The organism is Actinacidiphila polyblastidii (genome assembly GCF_036353415.1).
Taxonomy (GTDB): Bacteria; Actinomycetota; Actinomycetes; order Streptomycetales; family Streptomycetaceae; genus Actinacidiphila; species Actinacidiphila polyblastidii.
Window position 1 is genome coordinate 29,726 of record NZ_JAZEWV010000041.1, and the last position, 20,296, is coordinate 50,021.

Here is a 20,296-nt window from a genome sequence, read left to right on the forward strand (position 1 = left end):
CATCGCCGGGGTGCGCCAACGGCGCGGCCCGCAGTGCGAGACGGGCGCCCCCGCACCACGCCCGCACCACCCGTATCCCACCCGTCCCCTCACCCACGCGAGGACCGTCACTGCGGGAAATCCCCTGCTCACCGTCCGAAGCGCGAAAAGCCCGGCGCGGACGGCACACGCTGGCGATAATCGCCCTCATGCGCGAATCTCCCGGGACCGAGGAACGCGGGCACGAGCTGGTCAGGGACCACACCGTGTACGCCTGCGTGATGGGGTCGCGGGCGTTCGGGCTCGCCACGGAGGGCAGCGACGCCGACCGGCGCGGGGTGTTCGTGGCGCCCACCCCGCTGTACTGGCGGCTCGACAAGCCCCCCACCCATGTGAACGGGCCGCGCGACGAGCAGTTCTCCTGGGAGATCGAACGGTTCTGCGCGCTCGCCCTGCGCGCCAACCCCAACCTGCTGGAGTGCCTGCACTCGCCGCTGGTGGAACACGTCGACGAGGTCGGCGAGGAACTGCTCGACCTGCGGGAGGCGTTCCTCTCCCGGCAGGTCCACGGCACCTTCCGCGGCTACGCGGCGCAGCAGCTGAACAGGCTGGAGGCGGACATCAGGACCCGCGGCGAACCGCGGTGGAAACACGCCATGCACCTGCTGCGGCTGCTGCTCAGCTGCCGGGACCTGCTGCGCACCGGGCGGCTCGGCATCGACGTGGGCGAGCAGCGCGAGCCGCTGCTCGCGGTCAGGCGCGGCGAGCGGACCTGGGACGAGGTGCGGGCGTGGATGCGGACGCTGCACGAGGAGGCCGACGCGGCCGTCTCGCGCAGCCCGCTGCCGGCCGACCCGGGCCGGGCCCGCGTCGAGGACTTCCTGATCCGCGTCCGCGGCCGCACCGCCTCAGCGCCCGCTCTCCCCCGCGTCCCAGAGGCCGCCCAGCGCCCGTAGCTCCTCGCCGTACTCGATGCGTGCGGCCCACTCCTCCGGCCACGCCCCGGCCCCGAGGTGCGCGCCGGCGAACGCGCCGGTCAGGCAGGCGATGGAGTCGGAGTCGCCGGAGCTGCACGCGGCCCGGCGCAGCGCCGTCACCGGCTCCTCGGGGAAGAGCAGGAAGCACAGCAGCCCGGTGGCGAACGCCTCCTCCGCCACCCATCCGGCACCGGTGACCGCGCACGGATCGGCCTCCACGTCGTGCGCGGCGAGCGCGTCGTCGAGCCGGTCGAGCACCTGCGCGCACTCGTCCCAGCCGCGGTTGGCGAAGTGCGTCGGCGTGGGGTCCTGGCTGTACGTCCACAGGTCGCCGAGCCAGTGCTCGTGGTAGTACGACCGGTTGGCGGCCACGTATCCGCGCAGCAGCGCGGGCAGTTCGGCGGGCCGCGCGCCCTCGGCGAGCAGCCGTGTCGTGTACGCCGTCAGGTCGGAGGCGGCGAGCCCGGTGGGGTGGCCGTGGGTGAGCGCGGCCTGCAACTGGGCGGCGCCGGCCCTGCTCCGCTCGGTCAGCCCGGGTACCAGGGCCGCCGGCGCGACCCGCATGTTCGCCCCGCACCCCTTGGAGTGGATGCGGCTCGCCTGCTGCCAGCGCAGCCCCTCGTCGCCGAGCAGTTCGCACGCCTCCATGCAGGTGCGGCCGGGCGCCCGGTTGTTCTCCGGCGAACGCGACCACGCCACGAACTCCCGCCGGACCGGGCCCGCCAGCCGCCGCGGCGTCAGCGGGCCCTCGGCCAGCGCCGCCGTCAGCCCGCGCGCGAAGGCCAGCGTCATCTGGGTGTCGTCCGACACCACCGCCGGCCGGTACAGCTCGATGCCGCGCCACGGCCCGAAGTTCGCCTCGATCATGGCGATGGTGTGGAACTCGGTCGGAAACCCCAGCGCGTCCCCGAGCGCGAGCCCTGTCATCGTCCCGGTCGCCGCACGCTTGCCGTGCTGCCGGGCCGTGACGGGCGCGCCGGAACGGTCGGACGGGTCGGAGGGGTGGGACGCGCCGTCGGCGGTCCTCCCGCTGTCGTGGATGGTCATACGGCCATCCAAGCCGCCCGGGCCGGTGGCGGCGAGGGGTTTGCCCGCGCATGCCACCGGCCGGTCACCGCCCGGGACGGGTCAGAGCTCGACCTCCTGCATCAGCATGCCGACCTCCGTGTTGGTGAGGCGGCGCAGCCACCCGGACTTCTGGTCGCCGAGCGGGATCGGGCCGAAGCTGGTGCGGACCAGCTTGTCGACGGGGAAGCCGGCCTCGGCGAGCATCCGCCGCACGATGTGCTTGCGGCCCTCGTGCAGGGTGACCTCGACCAGGTAGTTCTTGCCGGTGTTCTGCACGATCCGGAAGTGGTCGGCCTTGGCCCAGCCGTCCTCCAGCTCGATGCCGTTCTTGAGCTGCTTGCCGAGGTCGCGGGGCAGCGGGCCCTGGATCGCGGCCAGGTACGTCTTCTTCACGCCGTAGCGCGGGTGCGTCAGCCGGTGCGCCAGCTCGCCGTGGTTGGTGAGCAGGATCAGACCCTCGGTCTCGGTGTCGAGCCGGCCGACGTGGAACAGGCGCGTCTCACGGTTGGTGACGTAGTCGCCGAGGCACTGCCGCCCGTCGGGGTCCTCCATCGTGGAGACGACGCCGGCCGGCTTGTTCAGCGCGAAGAACAGGTACGACTGGGTGGCGACGGTGAGGCCGTCGACCTTGACCTCGTCGTGCTCCGGGTCGACCCGCATGCCCTGCTCGGTGACGATCTGCCCGTTGACCTCGACGCGGTGCTGCTCGATCAGCTCCTCGCAGGCCCGGCGCGAGCCCATGCCCGCCCTGGCCAGCACCTTCTGCAGGCGCTCGCCTTCCTGGCCGTCGCCGCCCCGGCCGCCGGCCGCGCGCTCCTTGCCGGCGTGCCGCTCGCGGTTGCGCTCCTCGATCTGGGCGTCCAGCTCGCGCGGGCGGGCCGGCAGCGTACGGCGGCCGCGGCCGCCGGGCGACGCCTTCGGCCCGGTCGGCCTGGAGCCGGGCTTGGCGCCGCCGGCGGCCTTGGTGCGGGGCATGCCGCCGGGCTTGTTCGCCCCGGACTGGCCGGTGCTGCCGACGTCGTAGCGGCGCTCCTCGGGACGCGGCTTGCTCGGGCGGTTCTGGCCGTCGCCCCTGCGGTCCGCGTCCCCGCGGCCGCCGGCGTCGCCGCCACGGCGGTCGGCGCCGCCGCCGCGCCGCTCGGAGCCGCCGCCACGGCGGTCGGGTCCGCCGCCGCTGCCGCCCCGGGAGCTCCGGTTGCCGCCGCTGTTCCTGTCGCTGCTTCGCATCAAGTTTCCGTAATCGAGGTGGTCATCGAACTGGTCGGTGTCTCGTCGAGTGCGTCCGGGTCGAAGGACGGCAGGCCCTCCTGGGACTCCGCCTCGACCGCGTCCGCCTCCGGCAGGAACGGGGCGAGCTCGGGCAGCTCGTCGAGGCTGCGCAGGCCCATACGTTCCAGGAAGTAGTTCGTCGTCCTGTACAGGATCGCACCTGTCTCGGGTTCCGTCCCACCTTCGGCCACCAGGCCCCGCTGCAGGAGGGTCCGCATCACGCCGTCGCAGTTGACCCCGCGGACCGCGGAGACCCGCGATCGGCTCACCGGCTGCCGGTACGCGACGACCGCGAGCGTCTCCAGCGCGGCCTGGGTGAGCCGTGCGTGCTGGCCGTCCAGCACGAAGCGCTCGACCGCCGGCCCGAACTCCGCCCGGGTGTAGAAACGCCAGCCGCCGGCGATCAGCCGCAGGTCGAAGCCGCGGCCCTCCCGGGTGTAGTCGTCGGACAGCTCGCGCAGCGCCTTGCCGATCGCGCGGCGCGGCCGGTCCAGCACCTTGGCCAGGTGCTCCTCGGTCGCGGGCTCGTCGACGACCATCAGCACCGCCTCCAGCGCCGGCTTGAGGTCGAGCGAGGCGGCCGCGGCGTCGAGCAGGCCCGCGGGTGGTGGGTCGCCGTCCGCGAGGGCGGCGTCCACCGGGCCGGTGGCGAGGTCCGTCATCTCTGCTCTCCCTCGATAGCGGGCGCCGCGGCGGCCTGCGGCCGCGCGGTTCCCTCCTGGTCGAATTCGTCGGTCACCAGCGGCCGTGCCGCGTCCTGCTCACCGCCGGTCCAGCGGACCTGGAGGACGCCGAGCGCCTCCTCCTGGTCCAGCGCGACGACCCGCTCGCGGTACAGCTCCAGCAGCGCCAGGAAGCGGGCCACCACGGTCAGGGTGTCGCCGGCGTCTGCGGTCAGCTCGCCGAAGCTCGCCGCGCCCACCGCCCGCAGGACCGCGATCACGTGCTCGGCCTGCTCGCGCACGCTGACCAGCGGTGCGTGGATGTGGTCCACGTACACCTGCGGCTTCGGCTTGGGCTGCATCGCCTTCACCGCGAGCTGCGCGAAGCGCTCCGGGCCGATGCTGAGCACGACCTCGGGCAGCAGCTCCGCGTGCTGCGGCTCCAGGCCGACGGTCCGCGGCCGGCGCAGCGCCTCCGCCTCCAGCCGCTCGGCGAAGATCGCCGCGATCTGCTTGTACGCGCGGTACTGCAGCAGCCGCGCGAAGAGCAGGTCCCTGGCCTCCAGCAGGGCGAGGTCCGCCTCGTCCTCGACCTCGGCGGCGGGCAGCAGCCGGGCCGCCTTCAGGTCCAGCAGGGTCGCCGCGACCACCAGGAACTCGGTGGTCTGGTCGAGGTCCCAGTCGGGTCCCATGGCGTGCAGGTGCGCCATGAACTCGTTGGTGACCTTGGAGAGCGCGACCTCGGTGACGTCCATCCTGTGCTTGGAGATCAGCTGGAGCAGCAGGTCGAACGGCCCCTCGAAGTTCGCCAGCCGCACGGTGAAGACGCCGCCGTCCGCGGCCGCCGCGGGCTCCCCGGTCGCCGTATCCCGGTCCACCGGGTCGGGCTCGGCCCTGGCCGCGGGCACCGGTACGGGCCCGGGGTCCGGCTCCGCCACGGGCTCGCGCTCCGCCGCCGGTGCGGGCCGCGGCCCGGACCTGGCCGCGGGCACGGGCAGCGGCTCGCGCGGCGGCTCGGGCTCACGCGGACGGACGACCTCGGGCGCGGCTTCGGCTGCCGCCGCCGGCGGCGGGACCGGCTCGTGGACGGGCTCAGGCTCGTGGAAGGGCTCAGGCTCCTGCACGGGCTCCGGCGGGCGCGGGGACGCGGCGGGACCGCCGCCGAGGCGGCGGCGGGGGCGTTCCGAGTCGTCGGAGGGGGTGGCAGGCATCGTGGTCCAGGGTGCGGGGTTCAGGAGGGCAGGCTATCTCCCCGGCCGTCGGGGGCTGCCCAGGCGCAGCCGCACCGTGCGGGGCGCCGACCGCCGGCTCACCGCCGCGCGGGCGGCCTCAGCGTCCGCGCAGCCGGCGGACGAGGATGCTGGCGTCGCCGCGCGACTCGAGGTCGGCGAGGACGACGGCGACGGCCTCGCGGACGATCCGGCCGCGGTCGATGGCGAGTCCGTGCTCGCCGCGGAGCACCAGCCGGGCGTGCTCCAGGTCCATGAGCTCCTCGGCCGACACGTAGACGGTGATCTTCTCGTCGTGCCGCTCGCGCCCGCTGGGCCTGCGGTTCTGGCGGGGGGCCTTGCGCCGGGCGGCCTGCGGCTGCTGGGCCTGCTGCTGCGGTCCTGCCTGCGGTACGCCGTTCTGCTGTCCGGTGGTCTGCGACGGCACCTGCGGGGCGACCGTCGCGGTCACGGTGGGCGCCGCCGCGGCGGTGAGCGGCCGGCGGACGACTCCGGGCGCGGCGCCCGGGTCCCTGCCGCCGTCGCGGCCGCTGTGCTCCGCGCCGTCGCCGTCGGGCGCGCGGGCCGGTCCCTGGCCCTGTCCCGGGGAGCCCGGTGCGTCCCCCTCGTCGGGGACGGGCCGCAGCCGCTGGTCGCCCTGCGCCGCGGACTGCGTCTCGCCACCGGTGTGCTGCCGCGGCTGCGGTGCCTGGAGCGCGGCTCCCCCGGTGGTCCGGAACAGTTCGTCGGCACCCGGCAGACTCACTCGGCGTGGCACCGGGCGAGCACCTCCCTGGCGAGTTGTCGATAAGCCGCCGCGCCGACGGAGTTGGAGGCGTAGGTGGTGATCGGCTCGCCGGCCACGGTGGTCTCCGGGAACCGCACGGTGCGGCCGATGACGGTGTGGAAGACGTGGTCGTCGAACGCCTCGACCACCCGCGCGAGCACCTCGCGGCTGTGCACGGTGCGCGAGTCGTACATGGTGGCGAGGATGCCGTCGAGCTCCAGCTCGGGGTTGAGCCGCTCGCGGACCTTCTCGATGGTCTCGGTGAGCAGCGCGACGCCGCGCAGCGCGAAGAACTCGCACTCCAGCGGCACGATCACCGAGTGCGCGGCGGTCAGCGCGTTGACCGTGAGCAGGCCGAGCGAGGGCTGGCAGTCGATCACCACGTAGTCGTAGTCCGACATCAGCGGCTTCAGGGCGCGCTGCAGCGCGGACTCCCTGGCCACCTCGCTCACCAGCTGCACCTCGGCGGCCGACAGGTCGATGTTGCTGGGCAGCAGGTCCATGCCGGGCACGGCCGTCTTGAGCAGCACCTCGTCCGCCGCCAGCCCGCGCTCCATCAGCAGGTTGTAGACGGTGATGTCGAGTTCCATCGGGTTGACGCCCAGGCCCACCGACAGCGCGCCCTGCGGGTCGAAGTCGACGAGCAGCACCCGGCGGCCGTACTCGGCGAGCGCGGCGCCCAGGTTGATGGTCGAGGTGGTCTTGCCGACCCCGCCCTTCTGGTTGCACATCGCGATGATCTTCGCGGGGCCGTGGTCGGTCAGCGGGTTGGGGATCGGGAAGTACGGCAGCGGCCGACCGGTGGGGCCCACGCGTTCGCGGCGCTGGCGCGCGGCGTCGGGGGCCAGCGTGGCGGCGTACTCCGGGTCCGGTTCGTACTCGGCGTCCGGGTCGTAGAACTGGCCGTCCTGCAGGTCGTCGTTGTTGTTGTTGAAAGGCGCCATGGCGTAAGCGGGTTGCGTCTCTGTGGTCGTCGTCTCGGCTCGGCGGGACTCGAAGGTGCGGACCGCGACGGAACCGACGGTCATTCCTGGTTGACCACCCCCGGGAGCAAATGTCGACTCATTCACAAGTCGTCTTACCTCCTTGGTGACCAGGAAACTTCTAGACAGGTCAGCGTGACTACAGCCGACGTTTCGCGACTCTATGGCGTGTCGGTGGTCCACAGCAACACAATCCGCCGGACACGGCGCGATGTGTCGGCAACCGAACACCCTTCTGTCAAGGGCGTAACGAGGCGAACGGCCGGATCTTGTGCACCAAGACCCGGCCGTCCTCCGCGAGTTGAACCGCGCCCTCGGGCGGTCAGCCCAGCAGCGCCTGCAGGTCGGCGGCGTGCAGGCCGTGCGCCTCGGCCACCGGACCGTAAACGACCTGTCCCTCATGGGTGTTGAGGCCCAGCGCGAGGGCCGGGTCGCGGCGCAGCGCGTCGCGCCAACCGCGGTTGGCCAGTTCGACGATGTACGGCAGCGTCGCGTTGGTGAGCGCGTAGGTGGAGGTGTTGGGAACCGCGCCCGGCATGTTCGCCACGCAGTAGAACACCGAGTCGTGGACCGCGAAGGTCGGCTCCGCGTGCGTGGTGGGCCGCGAGTCCTCGAAGCAGCCGCCCTGGTCGATCGCGATGTCGACAAGTACCGAACCCGGCTTCATCCGCGACACCAGCTCGTTGGTGACCAGCTTCGGCGCCTTGGCGCCGGGGATGAGCACCGCGCCGATCACCAGGTCGGCGCCGAGCACCGCCTGCTCCAGCGCGTAGGTGTTGGAGGCGAGCGTCTGCACCCGGTTGCCGAACACCTTGTCGGCCTCGCGCAGCTTGTTGACGTCCTTGTCCAGCAGCGTGACGTGGAAGCCGAGGCCGAGCGCGATCGTCGCGGCGTGCCAGCCGGAGACGCCCGCGCCGATGACGACGGCGGTCCCGGCGAGGACGCCGGGCACCCCGCCGGGCAGCACGCCGCGGCCGCCGGCCGAGCGCATCAGGTGGTAGGCGCCGACCTGCGGGGCGAGCCGCCCGGCCACCTCGGACATCGGCGCGAGCAGCGGCAGCTGGCGCTGCGCGGTCTCCACCGTCTCGTACGCGATCGCGGTGGTGCCGGACTCCAGGAGCGCGTCGGTGCAGGCGCGGGAGGCGGCCAGGTGCAGGTAGGTGAAGAGGGTCTGGCCCTTGCGCAGGCGGTGGTACTCCTCCGCGATCGGCTCCTTGACCTTCAGCAGCAGGTCGGCCGCCGCCCACACCTCGTCGGCGGTGCCGAGGATGGCGGCGCCGGCCGTGACGTACTCCTCGTCGGGGATGGACGAGCCGGCGCCGGCGCCCTGCTCGACGACGACCTGGTGTCCGTTGCGAACGAGCTCGTGCACGCCGGCCGGGGTGATGGCCACGCGGAACTCGTTGTTCTTGACCTCGCGGGGGATGCCCACCTTCACGTCGATCACGGTCCTTGTGCTCAGGGAGATTCTGGAGGGTTCTGCGGACATGCCGACAGTTCGTCCGGACATGACGCGAGATGGCATGACACGTCAGGACGTGACCGCGATGCGCGCGGTGAGGCCAGTCTAGTGAAGGGCGAGCTGCTGTCCAGCCTTACAAAGTGGTTTGTTTGGCCGAGACCATTGGCAGTTTCGTAGGTCGCCAGGAAGTCACTCGGCCAGAACACCGGGTCAGCGGCCCGCGGACCGGCGCACGGCGGCCCACACGCGGGCCGGCCGCGGGCCCGCATCGGGCCGGAAGAAGCCGCACGAGGCCGGAAGAGGCGGGAAGAGGGCGCGCAGAGGTGCGGGGAGATCGGGGGGAACCGGCGCGAGGCCGGGAACCGGGGAGCCGGGCCGAACGGCGGGCGGCTGCGCGGCTCAGGACGCCGGCAGCTCGCCGGGCCCGAAGAGCCGCTGCGCCGCCGCGCGCTGCAGGCCCGCGCCGCTGCTGTCGCCGAGCCGGTCCAGCGCGTCGGCCAGCCGCAGCAGCACCGCGCCCTCCAGCCGCCGCTCGCCCGCCTGCCGGGCCCAGTACAGCGCGTCGCGGCAGGTGCGCAGCGCGTCCTCGGGGTGGCCCGCGTACTCCTGCACCCGGGCCGCCTCGGTGAGCGCGCGGGCCTGCGCGGGCAGGTCGCCGAGCCGGCGGTGGATCGCCGCCGAGGAGCGCCACTCGCGCAGCGCGGGACCGTACCGCCCGAGGTACGTGAGCACGGCACCGATCCTGCCGTGCAGCCTGGCCTGGTGGACCAGCTCGCCGCGGCCCTGGCGCAGCGCCAGCGCGCGGCCGAACCAGTCGCAGGCCCGCGGCAGGTCCTGCCGGTCGAGGTAGGTGCCGCCGAGCGCCTCCAGGACGCGGCCCTCCGCCTCCGTGTCGTCGCCCGCGCGCGCCGCGTCCAGCGCCTGCCGGTATGTGGCCAGCGCGCTGTCGGCGCGGCCCGCCTCGGCGTCGAGGTCGGCGAGGTTGATCAGCGCGGCGGCCTTCTCGCGGTGCAGGCCGCGCCGCTCGGCGACGTCCAGGACCAGCCGGTGCAGCTCGTAGCGCTCCGCCGCCATCGCGTCCGCGCCGGGCAGCGCCACCAGCGCGCGCACCAGCGCGGCGACCAGTCGGCGGGCCAGCGTGTCCAGCTCGCCGTCGGCGACGGCGTCCCTGGCCGCGGCGAGCAGCGCGGGCAGCCGGGGGCGCAGCCAGTCGGCGGCCTCGGCGGGCGAGGCGAAGCGGTGCGCGCCGGGCAGGGCGTCGTCCTGGTCCTCCCCGGTGAGCGCCGCAAGGCAGGTGTGCAGCAGCCGCACGGTCCGCTCCAGCATCCGGGCGCGCGCGAGCCGCAGGTCCTCCGGCCGGTCGGTGATGTCGGCGAGCGCCCGCAGCAGCGGTTCCAGGCAGCCGGGCACCCGGTACGGCCGCCGTCCTTCGGGCCCGCCGTGCAGCAGGCCGCCGGCCACGAAGTCGTCCAGCGCGCCGCGGGCGGCCGCCACCGAGCAGCCGGCGAGCGCGGAGGCCACCTGCGCGTCCACCCAGCCGGCCGGGGCCAGCACCAGCAGGCGCAGGATGCGCGCGGCGTTCGCCGGCAGCGACTCGTGGACCAGGCGGAAGGCGCGGACCAGTTCCGGCGGGGTGGTGGGGGCGGCGGGCCGCGCCGCGGGAGCCGCGGCCTCGGCGGCGGGCGTCCCGGCGGCGGCCTCGGCGGGCGCCGCCGCCCTGGTGGGCGCGGTGGCCGGGACCGCGCGCAGCCGGGCGGCGGCGTCGGACAGCGAGAGGCGGGGCTGAGCGGCGAGCCAGGCGGCGAGCAGCCGCAGCGCGGTCGGATGGCCGCCTGCCTCCTGTACGAGGGTCTCGGCGCCGCGCGGGTCGTTGGTCAGGCGGATGTCGCCGAGGCTCTGCGAGAGCAGCAGCACCGCGGCCGGGGTGTCGAGGCCGCCGAGCGTGCAGGGCCGGACGTCGGGGACGCCGGACAGCGGGCCGTCCGAGGTGGCCACCACCAGGCTGCCCGGCGAGCGCGGCAGCAGCCCGGCCAGGCTCTCGGCGGAGCGGACGTCGTCCAGCACCAGCAGCAGCCGTCTGCCCTCGGTGGCCTCGCGCAGCGCCGCCACCGGGTCGCCCTTGACGGGCCCCGCGCGCAGCGCGCGCAGCAGGGTGCGGGCGGTCAGCTCGGCGGGGACCGGCTCGCCGCCGTCGGTGGTGAGCCGCGCGAAGAGCCTGCCGTCGGGGTAGGCGTCCTTGACCTGCCGGGCCAGCTCCACCGCGACCGCGGTCCTGCCGATGCCGGGGCGCCCGACGACCAGCAGCACCCGGCTCCGCTCGGCCTCGCGGCCGCCGGCGACGCCGAGTCCCGGCCGCTCGATCTCGGCCCGCAGCTCGCCGAGTTCCCGCTCCCGCCCGACGAAGGGGTTCGACCCCGTCGGTCCGTGGTGTCCGGCCGGCCCGTGTGACACCGCGGACTTGGCGGCGGCCCTGCGCTCCTCGTCGCGCGCCGGCTGCGCGCCGCGCTTCCGCGCACCCGCGGCCGCGGCCGGGGACCCGGCCACCGGCTGTTCCGGCGTGCTCCCCGCGAGGGATCGCGCCGGAGGCGGGTCGAGCGCCTGGTCGGTCACGTGGCACGCTCCCGGCTGAGTGGGATGGGGCCCGGAAAGGGGCGTGCGCCGAGCCTAGTTCACGCCGGACCGGCCGCCCCCGGCTTCGACGCGGCCAACGCCGTCCATGATCACCCCATCGGATCATCGGACCGAGATCGAGGGGCAAGCGTGCCACCGCCTCGCACCCACCACCCCGCGCCGACCACCTCGCTGACGCTGCGTCATACGCGGTCGGCCGCGTCAGCCGCGTCAGGCCGCACGGGCTCAGGTACGGGCACGGACGCCGGTGCGCGGACCACGCTGCGCGCCGGCGCCCGGACCGGTCAGCGCGTGAAGGGCCGGGCCGGCCAGGGCGCCTCGGCGGGCCGCAGCCCCTCGACGGCGTCCGCGGCGATCGCGGCCGACAGCGCCGTCACCGCGGCGACCATGCAGGTGTTGTGCAGGTCGCCGGCGAGCGCCCCGCGGACCAGCTCGGCCAGCGGCACCCGGGCGATCTCCATGTCGGCCTCCTCCTCGGAGACCTCGTAGCGCTCGCCCTCCGCCTCCGCGACGCCGCGCGCCAGGAAGATCCGCACCGCCTCGTCGGAGCCGCCCGGCGAGGGGAAGAGGTCGACGAGCACCCGCCAGTCCTCGGCCCTGACGTGGGCTTCCTCGTACAGCTCGCGCTGGGCGGCGTGCAGCGGGTTCTCGCCGGGGACGTCGAGCAGGCCGGCCGGGATCTCCCACAGCTTGTGGCGCACCGGGTGCCGGTACTGGTTGATGACCAGCACCCGCCCGGCCTCGTCCAGGGCGAGCACCGCGACCGAGCCGGGGTGCACCTGGTAGTCGCGGGCCGCGGTGCTGCCGTCGGGCATCACCACCTGGTCGGTGCGGACGGCCGTCTTGTTGCCGGTGAACGGCGTCGTGGTGGCCGTGACCCGCCACTCCTGCGGGGTGTCGGTCAGCATGTCAGCCCTCCTGCCGCGCCGTGAGAGCGGTCACCGCGGCCTTGACCAGGCCGGCGAAGAGCGGGTGCGGACGGGTCGGCCTGGACTTCAGTTCGGGGTGCGCCTGGGTGGCGACCAGGTAGGGGTGCACCTCGCGCGGGTACTCCACGTACTCCACGAGCTTGTTGTCGGGGGAGGTGCCGGAGAAGACGATGCCGGCCTTCTTCTCCAGCTCCGCGCGGTAGGCGTTGTTGACCTCGTAGCGGTGGCGGTGCCGCTCCTCGACGTAGGGCTGGTCGCCGTAGACCTCGCGGACGATGGAGCCCTCGGCGAGCCTGGCCGGGTAGGTGCCCAGCCGCATGGTGCCGCCGAGGTCGCCCTTGCCGCCGACGATGTCGAGCTGCTCGGCCATGGTGGAGATGACCGGGTGGCCGGTGGCCGGGTCGAACTCGGTGGAGTTGGCGTCCTCGATGCCGGCCAGGTTGCGCGCCGCCTCGATGACGATGCACTGCAGGCCGAGGCAGAGGCCGAGCAGCGGGACGCGGTTCTCCCGGGCGTAGGTGATCGCGGAGACCTTGCCCTCCACGCCCCGGTCGCCGAAGCCGCCGGGCACGCAGATCGCGTCCACGTCGGAGAGCTGGGCGGCGGCGCCCGCCGCGGTCTTGCAGTCGTCGGAGGTGACCCACTTGATGTGGACCTTGGCGTTGTTGGCGAAGCCGCCGGCCCGCAGCGCCTCGGTGACCGAGAGGTAGGCGTCGGGCAGGTCGATGTACTTGCCGACCAGGGCGACGGTCACCTCGTGCGCGGGCTCGTGCACCCGCCTGAGCAGGTCGTCCCACTGGGTCCAGTCCACATCGCGGAACGGCAGGTCCAGCCGGCGGACCACATAGGCGTCCAGGCCCTCGGTGTGCAGCACCTTGGGGATGTCGTAGATGGACGGCGCGTCGATCGCGGCGACCACCGCGTCCTCGTCGACGTCGCACATCAGCGAGATCTTGCGCTTGATCGCGGTGGGCACGTCGCGGTCGGCGCGCAGCACGATCGCGTCGGGCTGGATGCCGATGTTGCGCAGCGCCGCGACGGAGTGCTGGGTGGGCTTGGTCTTCAGCTCGCCGGACGGGCCGATGTACGGGAGCAGGGAGATGTGCACCACGAACACGTTGTCCCGGCCGACCTCGTGGCGGACCTGGCGGACCGACTCCAGGAACGGCAGCGACTCGATGTCGCCGACCGTGCCGCCGACCTCGGTGATCACCACGTCCACGTCGTCGGTGGCCATCCGCCGGATGCGGGACTTGATCTCGTTGGTGATGTGCGGGATGACCTGCACGGTGTCGCCCAGGTACTCGCCGCGCCGCTCCTTGGCGATCACCGAGGAGTAGATCTGGCCGGTGGTGACGTTCGCCGAGCCCGCCAGGTTGACGTCGAGGAACCGCTCGTAGTGGCCGATGTCCAGGTCGGTCTCGGCGCCGTCGTCGGTGACGAAGACCTCACCGTGCTGGAAGGGGTTCATCGTGCCCGGGTCGACGTTCAGATACGGGTCGAGCTTCTGCATGGTGACCCGCAGGCCGCGCGCCTTGAGCAGCGCGCCGAGGCTGGACGCGGTCAGCCCCTTGCCCAGCGAGGAGGCCACGCCGCCGGTGACGAAGATGTGCTTGGTCGTCGTGGACTTCGGCGCACTGTTCAAGAAAGGTGCCAAGAGGGGGCTCCCGTGGTCGCGAGGTGAGGGTCGGGACGGCGCCTTAAGGGGGAGCGCCGTCGCGGCGGTTCAGTGGTTCAGCCCACCGGCCCACGGGCTACCAGGGTATCAGCGACGGCGGCGGGGCTCCGCATGCGCCGTCACCCGGCGGTGGCTTTCCGCTGATCATGGGCGTCCGCGCGGCGATGTGAGAAGCTCGTGGGTGAGATGTGCGAACCTCGCGACAACGGCGACCGGGGTTCGCCGGCGGATGGCGGAATTTATTGTTCCGGGGGCTGGCCCAAGGCTCCCCCAAGGGCGACCTGACAGACTCGTCGAAGATCGAAGAGACGCACCCACCGCCGGTCGCGAGGACGTATTCTGCACGGACGCATTGCGCGAGCGACCGGCACGGCACCATCCCCGCCCACTTCCGGATCGAAAAGCTCGTCACAGATCCAGATCTGTTCATCCCCCTAGACCGCTGGACCGCTCCCGTGAGGGCGGCGCCGTGTTCGACTGGAGTGGCACGTGGCAGGGCGTATCGAGGACTACGCACTCATCGGCGACATGCAGACCGCCGCACTGGTGTGCATCGACGGCACCGTCGACTGGCTGTGCCTGCCGAGGTTCGACTCCCCCGCGGTCTTCGCCGGACTGCTGGGCACCGAGGAGCACGGCTTCTGGCGGGTCGGCCCCGCCGACCCCGAGGGCGGTGAGCCGCCCCGCGCGACACGCCGCAGGTACCGCGGCGACTCGCTGGTGCTGGAGTCGGAGTGGGACACCTGGCGCGGCACGGTCCGGGTGATCGACTTCATGCCGCCGCGCGACGGCGCGCCGCAGCTGATCCGCATCGTGGAGGGCGTCAGCGGCCGGGTGCCGATGTGCTCGTCCCTGCGGATGCGGTTCTCCTACGGGCAGATCACGCCGTGGGTGCACAAGGTCGGCGACCGCACGGTCGCGGTCGCGGGTCCTGACTCGGTCTGGCTGGACACCGAGGTCGACACGTACGGCAAGGACCTGACCACCTACTCCGAGTTCACCGTCTCGCCCGGCGACCGGATCGCGTTCACCATCAGCTGGGAGCCGTCGCACAAGCCGCAGCCCGCGCTGCCGGACCCCGAGGGCTCGCTCACCGCGACCGAGGACTTCTGGCGCGAGTGGGTCGAGCAGTGCACCTACACCGGGCCCTACCGCGAGGCGGTGATCCGCTCGCTGATCACCCTCAAGGCGCTCACCTACGGACCGACCGGCGGGATCGTCGCGGCGCCGACGACATCGTTGCCCGAGGACATCGGCGGCGTCCGGAACTGGGACTACCGGTTCACCTGGCTGCGCGACGCCGCGATCACCCTGTCCTCGCTGCTGCGCACCGGCTACCGCGAGGAGGCCCGCGCCTGGCGCGAGTGGCTGCTGCGCGCGGTCGCGGGCGACCCGGAGAACCTGCAGATCATGTACGGCATCGCGGGCGAGCGCGAGCTGGGCGAGAACGAGCTGCACTGGCTGCCCGGGTACGAGAACTCCGCGCCGGTCAGGATCGGCAACGGCGCCGCCCACCAGCTCCAGCTGGACGTCTACGGCGAGGTCACCGAGGCGCTGCACCTGGCGAACATGACCGGGCTCACCCGCAACGACTACGCGTGCCTGCTGCAGCTGAAGCTGATCCGCTACCTGGAGAAGCACTGGATGGAGCCGGACGAGGGCATCTGGGAGGTACGCGGCCCGCGCCGCCACTTCGTGCACTCCAAGGTGATGGCCTGGGTCGCGGTGGACCGCACCGTCAAGCTCATCGAGTCCGGCGAGGTGGACGGCCCGCTGGAGCGGTTCAAGGAACTGCGCGACGAGATCCACTACGACGTGTGCGAGAAGGGCTTCGACCGGGAGCGCAACACCTTCACCCAGTCCTACGGCTCGCGCGAGCTGGACGCCTCGCTGCTGCTCATCCCGCAGATGGGCTTCCTGCCGCCGGACGACAAGCGGGTGATCGGCACGATCGAGGCGATCCAGCGGGAGCTGTCCACCTCCGACGGCTTCGTGCTGCGCTACCGCACGTCCAGCTCCGACGAGAGCGGCGACGAGAACCTCGACGGCCTGCCCGGCGACGAGGGGGCGTTCCTGGCGTGCTCCTTCTGGCTCGCCGACGACCTGGCGATGATCGGCCGGGTGGAGGAGGCGCGGCGGCTCTTCGAGAAGCTGCTCGCGCTCCGGAACGATCTGGGGCTGCTCGCCGAGGAGTGGGACCCCCGCCGGCAGCGCCAGGTGGGCAACTTCCCCCAGGCGTTCAGCCATGTGCCGCTGATCGACACGGCGCTCCGGCTCACCGCCTGCGGCGCGTTCCGCTCGTAGCCGGGCGCTGCCGCGGGCTGGGGGTGGAGCCGTCCGGGGCGCCCCCGGGCACTTGCCTCCGGGCCACCGGCCGGTCGCGGGCTCGTCGCGCGGTTCCCCGCGCCCCCGGGTGGACGCGCCGCGCGCTGCTGCGGGCCGCGCTGCCCCCCGTGGCGGGGCGGGAGCCGTCCGGGGTCAGTGGGCGAGAGGTCAGGGGCGGGTGAACTCGTCGTAGATGGTGAGGACCTGGGCGACGGTGTCGTCCTCGGTGGGCCAGGTGGCGGCCTGGGCGCGGCCGGCGATGGCGAGGGCGGTGCGGCGGGCCGGGTCCGCGAGGAGGGCGGCGGCGGTGTCGGCGAGGGCGGCCGCGTCGCCGTAGGGGACCAGGGCGGCGGCTTCGCCGACCAGTTCGCGGGTGCCGCCCGTGTCGGCGGCGACCAGGGGGACCCCGGCGTGCAGCGCCTCCTGGGCGATCAGCGGGCGCGCCTCCCAGCGGCTGGGCAGCAGCACCAGGTCGGCGGCGGCCAGCAGGTCGGGCACGTCGTCGCGCCGCCCGAGCAGCAGCACCGGCAGCCGCTCCGCCTCGATGCGGCGCTCCAGCGCGGCCCGCTCCGACCCCTCGCCGGCGATCGCGATCAGCGGCGGCGGATCGAGCGCACGCCAGCGCGCGGCGACGTCCAGCAGCAGCTGGTGGCCCTTGTGCGGTTCGAGGCGGCCCACCGCGAGCAGCAGCGGCCGGTCCACCGCGCCGAACTCGGCGCGGGTCTTCCGCCGGTGCCGTTCGCCGTCGGCCGGCGGGCGGGGCGGCCGGGGTGTGGGCCGCGGCACCGCGGGCGGCGCCAGCCGCACGTCGTGGGCGCCGTGGGCGCGGGCGCGGTCGACCGACTCCGAGGAGACGCCGAGCACCACCGACGCGGCGCGCAGCGCGCGCCGCTCCAGCCAGCGCAGCAGCACCCCGCCGCGGCCGCCGTCCGGGGCCGCGTCGCCGCCGTGCCAGCTGACCACCAGCGGCGTAGCGCGCCCGCTGAGCGCGAGGGCGGCCAGCAGCGCCGGGCGCAGACCGTGCGCGTGCACCACGCCCGCGTCGGCGCACGCCGCGCGCAGCGCGGCCACCGCGGGCGCGTCCGACGCCGCGCCGCGCCCCACCTCCACGGGGACGAAGCGCGCGCCCGAGCCGCCGAACGTGTGGTCCCGCTCCACCGCGGCCGGCGCGCACACCGTGACCTGCACCCCGCGCGCGACCAGGCCGCCCGCCAGCGAACTGACGTGCGCGGCCGCCGCCGTGCCCAGTACGTGCACGGCGTGCAGCTGCCCCTGGACGGGCTGCGAGGTGCTGCTCACGCGGGCTGCTGCTCCTGACTCGGCGCCCTGCTGCGGGCGGTGCGGGTGGTGCGGGGGGCGGCTCGTAGGGATGCGGTGGCCGCCCCGCGGTCGGGGTGGCCCGGGGTGGCAGACATGGCCCGGTGCGGGGTCCGCTCCCAGGATGCCAGGCCGGGGCCACGGCTTCGCCGCCGCGGCGGGCGTCCGGCCCGCTCATCCGGGCCAGGGATCACCCGTACGGGTGGGCCAACCGCCCCCAGGCGTCCAGCCGGCGGACGCCGGGCGCCTTCCAGAGCCGTGCGTCGGAGGAGAGCCGGTCCCCCGCCATGGCCATCGCGACGACCGCGACGGCGTGCAGCAGCAGCCCGAGCCGCCCGTTCGCCGCGACGACGGCGGTGCCGAGCGCCGCGCCCAGCGCGTGGGCGCCCGCGTCGCCCAGCATGGTCCGCTCGCACAGGTCGTCGCCGAGCACGGCCGCCGCCGCGCCCAGGGGCGCGGCCGCCAGCAGCGCGCCCGGCCCGCAGCGCAGCAGTCCCGGCGCGCCCACGGCGATCACCGCCTTCGCGGCCCGGCCGGGCGCCACGTCCAGCAGGTTCACCGCGTGGGCGGCGCCGGCCACCACCACCCCGGCCAGCAGCTGGTCCAGCGGCCTCGCCTTGAGCAGCGCACCGGCCGCGAGCCCCGCGGCGCCGACACCCAGCAGCTTCACCCCGCCGGAGGTGAGCCGGCCGCCGCGCAGCGCCGTCAGGTGGGCGGCGAAGCCGCGTTCGTCGGGTGAGCCCTTCTGGTCGTCGTACGCGCCGCAGGCGCCCGCGGCCAGCGCCGCGCCGACCGCGGCCAGCCGGGTGCGCGCGGTCAAACCGCGGGTGGTGGCCATCGCGGTGGCCGCACCGGCCGCCGCGGCGAGGCCGCCGTACAGCTCCACGCCGCGCCCGGCGTGGTTGGTGCGGTGCCACATGCGCGCTTCCACCGGAGGGCGGCGGCGCAGCTGCCGGTACGCGGCCCGGGTCGCCGCTGCGGCGGCGGCCCCGACGGCCACGGCGTTCCTGACGCTCATCGCTCTCCCCCTCGGGTAGGGCCGTGCGCGGCCGGCGCGCGGCCCGATCGGCGCCCGCCGGTCGGCAGGCGGCCGGTCGGCGGGCAGGCGGGTCAGCGAGCGGCCTTGGCCGCGGCGAGCAGCTCCTCGGCGTGCGCGCGTCCCAGCTCGGAGTCCTCCAGGCCGGCCAGCATCCGGGACAGCTCCCGCACCCGGTCCTCGCCTTCGAGGACCGTGACGCCGCTGCGGGTCACCGACCCGTCGTTGCGCTTCTCCACCAGCAGCTGGCGGTCGGCGAACGCCGCGACCTGCGGCAGATGGGTCACCACCACGACCTGCGCGGTGCGCGCCAGCCGGGCGAGGCGGCGCCCGACCTCGACCGCCGCCTTGCCGCCGACGCCCGCGTCGACCTCGTCGAAGAGGTAGGTCGGCACCGGGTCGGAGCCGGCGAACACCACCTCGACGGCCAGCATGACCCGGGACAGCTCGCCGCCGGACGCGCCCTTGGCGATGGGGCGCGGCGCCGACCCCGGGTGCGGGGCGAGCAGCAGCTCGACCTCGTCCGCGCCGGCCGGCCCGAAGACCACCGCGCGGCCGCCGACGTCGACACCGTGCTCCGGGTCGGGCGCCTCGGTCTGCCGCAGCGCGACGGTGACCCGCGCGTGCGGCATGGCCAGCTCCGCCAGCTCCTGCGTGACGGCCGCGGCGAACCGGCCGGCCGCCTCGGCGCGCGCGTCGCTCAGCGCCTGGGCGAGCACGCTCAGCTCCGCGCGCAGGGCGTCCCGCTCCACGGTCAGCTCGGTGATCCGGTCGTCGTCGCCCTCGAGTTCGGTCAGGCGCGCCGCGGAGGTCTCGGCCCAGGCGAGTACGCCGTCGATGTCGGAGCCGTACTTGCGGACCAGGTGGGACAGGATCGAGCGGCGCTCCTCGACCGCGGCCAGCCGCAGCGGATCGGCGTCCAGATCGTCCGCGTATCCGGCCAGCTCACCGGCGATGTCGCCGAGCAGGATGCCGACCTCGCCGAGCCGCGAGGCGAGCGCGGAGAGCACCGGGTCGTGGGCGCTGACCGCGTCGAGCGCGCGCTGCGCCCCCGCGACCAGAGTGCCCGCGTCGACGCCCTCGGGGTCCTCGGGGTTTCCGGCGAGCGCGGCGTGCCCGACGGTCGCGGCCTGCGCGAGCGCCTCGGCGTGCCCGAGCCGCTCGGCCTCGGCGGCGAGTTCGCCGTCCTCACCGGGCTGCGGTTCCGCGGCGGCGACCTCCTCCAGGCCGAACCGCAGCAGGTCGGCCTCCTGGGCCCGGTCGCGGGCCCGGGTGGTCAGCTGCTCCAGCTCCACCGCCGCCTCCCGCAGCCGTCGGTAGGCCGAGGCGTACTTGGCCAGCGGCGCGGCCACCGCGTCCCCGGCGTAGCGGTCGAGGGCCTCGCGCTGCCTGGCGGGACGCAGCAGGCCCTGCTGGTCGGTCTGCCCGTGCACCGCCACCAGGTCGTCGGCCAGCTCCGCGAGCAGCCCGACCGGGACGGTGCGCCCGCCGACGTGCGCGCGGGACCTGCCCTCGGCGGAGACGGTGCGGCTGATCAGGAGCATGCCGTCGTCCAGCTCCGCCCCGGCCTCCTCGGCCCGCACCGCGGCGCGCGCGTCGGGCCGGAGGCTGATCCTGCCCTCCACGACGGCCTTGTCCGCGCCGATCCGCACCAGCGCGGGGTCGGCGCGGCCGCCCAGCAGCAGGCCCAGACTGGTGACGACCATGGTCTTGCCCGCGCCGGTCTCGCCGGTCACCGCCGTGAAGCCGGGCGACAGCTCCACCACGGCGTCCTCGATGACTCCCAGCGACCTGATCCGCATTTCCTCCAACACGGGTACGACCATACGAGGTTTACGGCCGAACGCGCGACGGGCGCCGCGCGCCGCCTCCCCCCGGACCGCCGGGAGCCCCCCGCCGCGCCGGGCCGGGCCTGCCGGAAGCGGGGTGGAAGCACAGGGGAAGCGGGGTGGAAGCCCGATGCCGAGCCGGCCGCGAAAGAGGCC

15 protein-coding genes are annotated in these 20,296 nt (G+C 74.6%); 2 read left to right on the top strand and 13 right to left on the bottom strand.

Annotated elements, in window-relative coordinates:
• Positions 1-188 precede the first annotated feature (188 nt).
• Positions 189-935, top strand: a complete 747-nt coding sequence (locus tag V2S66_RS30085) for a nucleotidyltransferase domain-containing protein (protein WP_330799908.1) — start codon at positions 189-191, stop codon at positions 933-935.
• Here the strand turns inward: V2S66_RS30085 and V2S66_RS30090 are convergent.
• The 10 genes from V2S66_RS30090 to V2S66_RS30135 form a co-directional block, all read right to left on the bottom strand.
• A complete protein-coding gene (locus V2S66_RS30090) occupies positions 888-1,883 on the bottom strand; it encodes an ADP-ribosylglycohydrolase family protein (RefSeq protein ID WP_330799931.1) in 996 nt (331 codons plus the stop codon). The genes V2S66_RS30085 and V2S66_RS30090 overlap by 48 nt on opposite strands.
• Before the next feature lie 201 nt (positions 1,884-2,084).
• Positions 2,085-3,251 (bottom strand): pseudouridine synthase, encoded by a 1,167-nt coding sequence (locus V2S66_RS30095; RefSeq protein ID WP_330799909.1) that lies wholly within the window; start codon positions 3,249-3,251, stop codon positions 2,085-2,087.
• A complete protein-coding gene (gene scpB, locus V2S66_RS30100) occupies positions 3,251-3,955 on the bottom strand; it encodes an SMC-Scp complex subunit ScpB (protein ID WP_330799910.1) in 705 nt (234 codons plus the stop codon). Before scpB ends, V2S66_RS30095 begins: the two co-directional genes overlap by 1 nt.
• Positions 3,952-5,166, bottom strand: a complete 1,215-nt coding sequence (locus V2S66_RS30105; protein WP_330799911.1) for a segregation and condensation protein A — start codon at positions 5,164-5,166, stop codon at positions 3,952-3,954. Before V2S66_RS30105 ends, scpB begins: the two co-directional genes overlap by 4 nt.
• A gap of 118 nt (positions 5,167-5,284) precedes the next feature.
• A complete protein-coding gene (locus V2S66_RS30110; protein ID WP_330799912.1) occupies positions 5,285-5,941 on the bottom strand; it encodes a hypothetical protein in 657 nt (218 codons plus the stop codon).
• Entirely contained in the window at positions 5,926-6,894 is a 969-nt protein-coding gene (locus V2S66_RS30115) for a ParA family protein (RefSeq protein WP_413966520.1), read from the bottom strand. Before V2S66_RS30115 ends, V2S66_RS30110 begins: the two co-directional genes overlap by 16 nt.
• A 361-nt stretch (positions 6,895-7,255) precedes the next feature.
• The gene (gene ald, locus V2S66_RS30120) at positions 7,256-8,371 is read right to left on the bottom strand and encodes an alanine dehydrogenase (protein ID WP_330799932.1); all 1,116 of its coding nucleotides are present in this window, start codon (positions 8,369-8,371) and stop codon (positions 7,256-7,258) included.
• A 423-nt stretch (positions 8,372-8,794) separates the two neighbouring features.
• Positions 8,795-11,005: a tetratricopeptide repeat protein gene (locus V2S66_RS30125; protein WP_330799914.1), complete on the bottom strand. Its 2,211-nt coding sequence runs from the start codon at positions 11,003-11,005 to the stop codon at positions 8,795-8,797.
• Positions 11,006-11,310: 305 nt separating this feature from the next.
• Positions 11,311-11,934: an NUDIX hydrolase gene (locus V2S66_RS30130; protein WP_330799915.1), complete on the bottom strand. Its 624-nt coding sequence runs from the start codon at positions 11,932-11,934 to the stop codon at positions 11,311-11,313.
• A 1-nt stretch (position 11,935) separates the two neighbouring features.
• Positions 11,936-13,612 (bottom strand): CTP synthase, encoded by a 1,677-nt coding sequence (locus tag V2S66_RS30135; protein WP_330799916.1) that lies wholly within the window; start codon positions 13,610-13,612, stop codon positions 11,936-11,938.
• A 498-nt stretch (positions 13,613-14,110) separates the two neighbouring features.
• Here V2S66_RS30135 and V2S66_RS30140 point away from each other — a divergent pair, with 498 nt between their 5' ends.
• Positions 14,111-15,937: a glycoside hydrolase family 15 protein gene (locus V2S66_RS30140; RefSeq protein ID WP_330799933.1), complete on the top strand. Its 1,827-nt coding sequence runs from the start codon at positions 14,111-14,113 to the stop codon at positions 15,935-15,937.
• Between the two features lie 189 nt (positions 15,938-16,126).
• Here the strand turns inward: V2S66_RS30140 and V2S66_RS30145 are convergent, their stop codons facing one another.
• The 3 genes from V2S66_RS30145 to recN all read right to left on the bottom strand — a co-directional run bounded on the left by V2S66_RS30145 (position 16,127) and on the right by recN (position 20,137).
• A complete protein-coding gene (locus V2S66_RS30145; RefSeq protein ID WP_330799917.1) occupies positions 16,127-17,257 on the bottom strand; it encodes a glycosyltransferase family 4 protein in 1,131 nt (376 codons plus the stop codon).
• A 208-nt stretch (positions 17,258-17,465) separates the two neighbouring features.
• The gene (locus tag V2S66_RS30150) at positions 17,466-18,293 is read right to left on the bottom strand and encodes a hypothetical protein (protein WP_330799918.1); all 828 of its coding nucleotides are present in this window, start codon (positions 18,291-18,293) and stop codon (positions 17,466-17,468) included.
• A gap of 92 nt (positions 18,294-18,385) precedes the next feature.
• On the bottom strand, positions 18,386-20,137 hold the full coding sequence (gene recN, locus V2S66_RS30155) for a DNA repair protein RecN (RefSeq protein WP_330799919.1): 1,752 nt from the start codon (positions 20,135-20,137) through the stop codon (positions 18,386-18,388).
• Between the last annotated feature and the right edge of the window lie 159 nt (positions 20,138-20,296).

Bases quoted from the DNA above. Each gene is read 5' to 3' on its own strand.
- V2S66_RS30085 (WP_330799908.1), top strand. From the start codon at position 189: ATGCGCGAATCTCCCGGGACCGAGGAACGCGGGCACGAGCTGGTCAGG.
- V2S66_RS30090 (WP_330799931.1), bottom strand. From the start codon at position 1,883: ATGACAGGGCTCGCGCTCGGGGACGCGCTGGGGTTTCCGACCGAGTTC.
- V2S66_RS30095 (WP_330799909.1), bottom strand. From the start codon at position 3,251: ATGCGAAGCAGCGACAGGAACAGCGGCGGCAACCGGAGCTCCCGGGGC.
- scpB (WP_330799910.1), bottom strand. From the start codon at position 3,955: ATGACGGACCTCGCCACCGGCCCGGTGGACGCCGCCCTCGCGGACGGC.
- V2S66_RS30105 (WP_330799911.1), bottom strand. From the start codon at position 5,166: ATGCCTGCCACCCCCTCCGACGACTCGGAACGCCCCCGCCGCCGCCTC.
- V2S66_RS30115 (WP_413966520.1), bottom strand. From the start codon at position 6,894: ATGGCGCCTTTCAACAACAACAACGACGACCTGCAGGACGGCCAGTTC.
- V2S66_RS30130 (WP_330799915.1), bottom strand. From the start codon at position 11,934: ATGCTGACCGACACCCCGCAGGAGTGGCGGGTCACGGCCACCACGACG.
- V2S66_RS30150 (WP_330799918.1), bottom strand. From the start codon at position 18,293: ATGAGCGTCAGGAACGCCGTGGCCGTCGGGGCCGCCGCCGCAGCGGCG.
- recN (WP_330799919.1), bottom strand. From the start codon at position 20,137: ATGGTCGTACCCGTGTTGGAGGAAATGCGGATCAGGTCGCTGGGAGTC.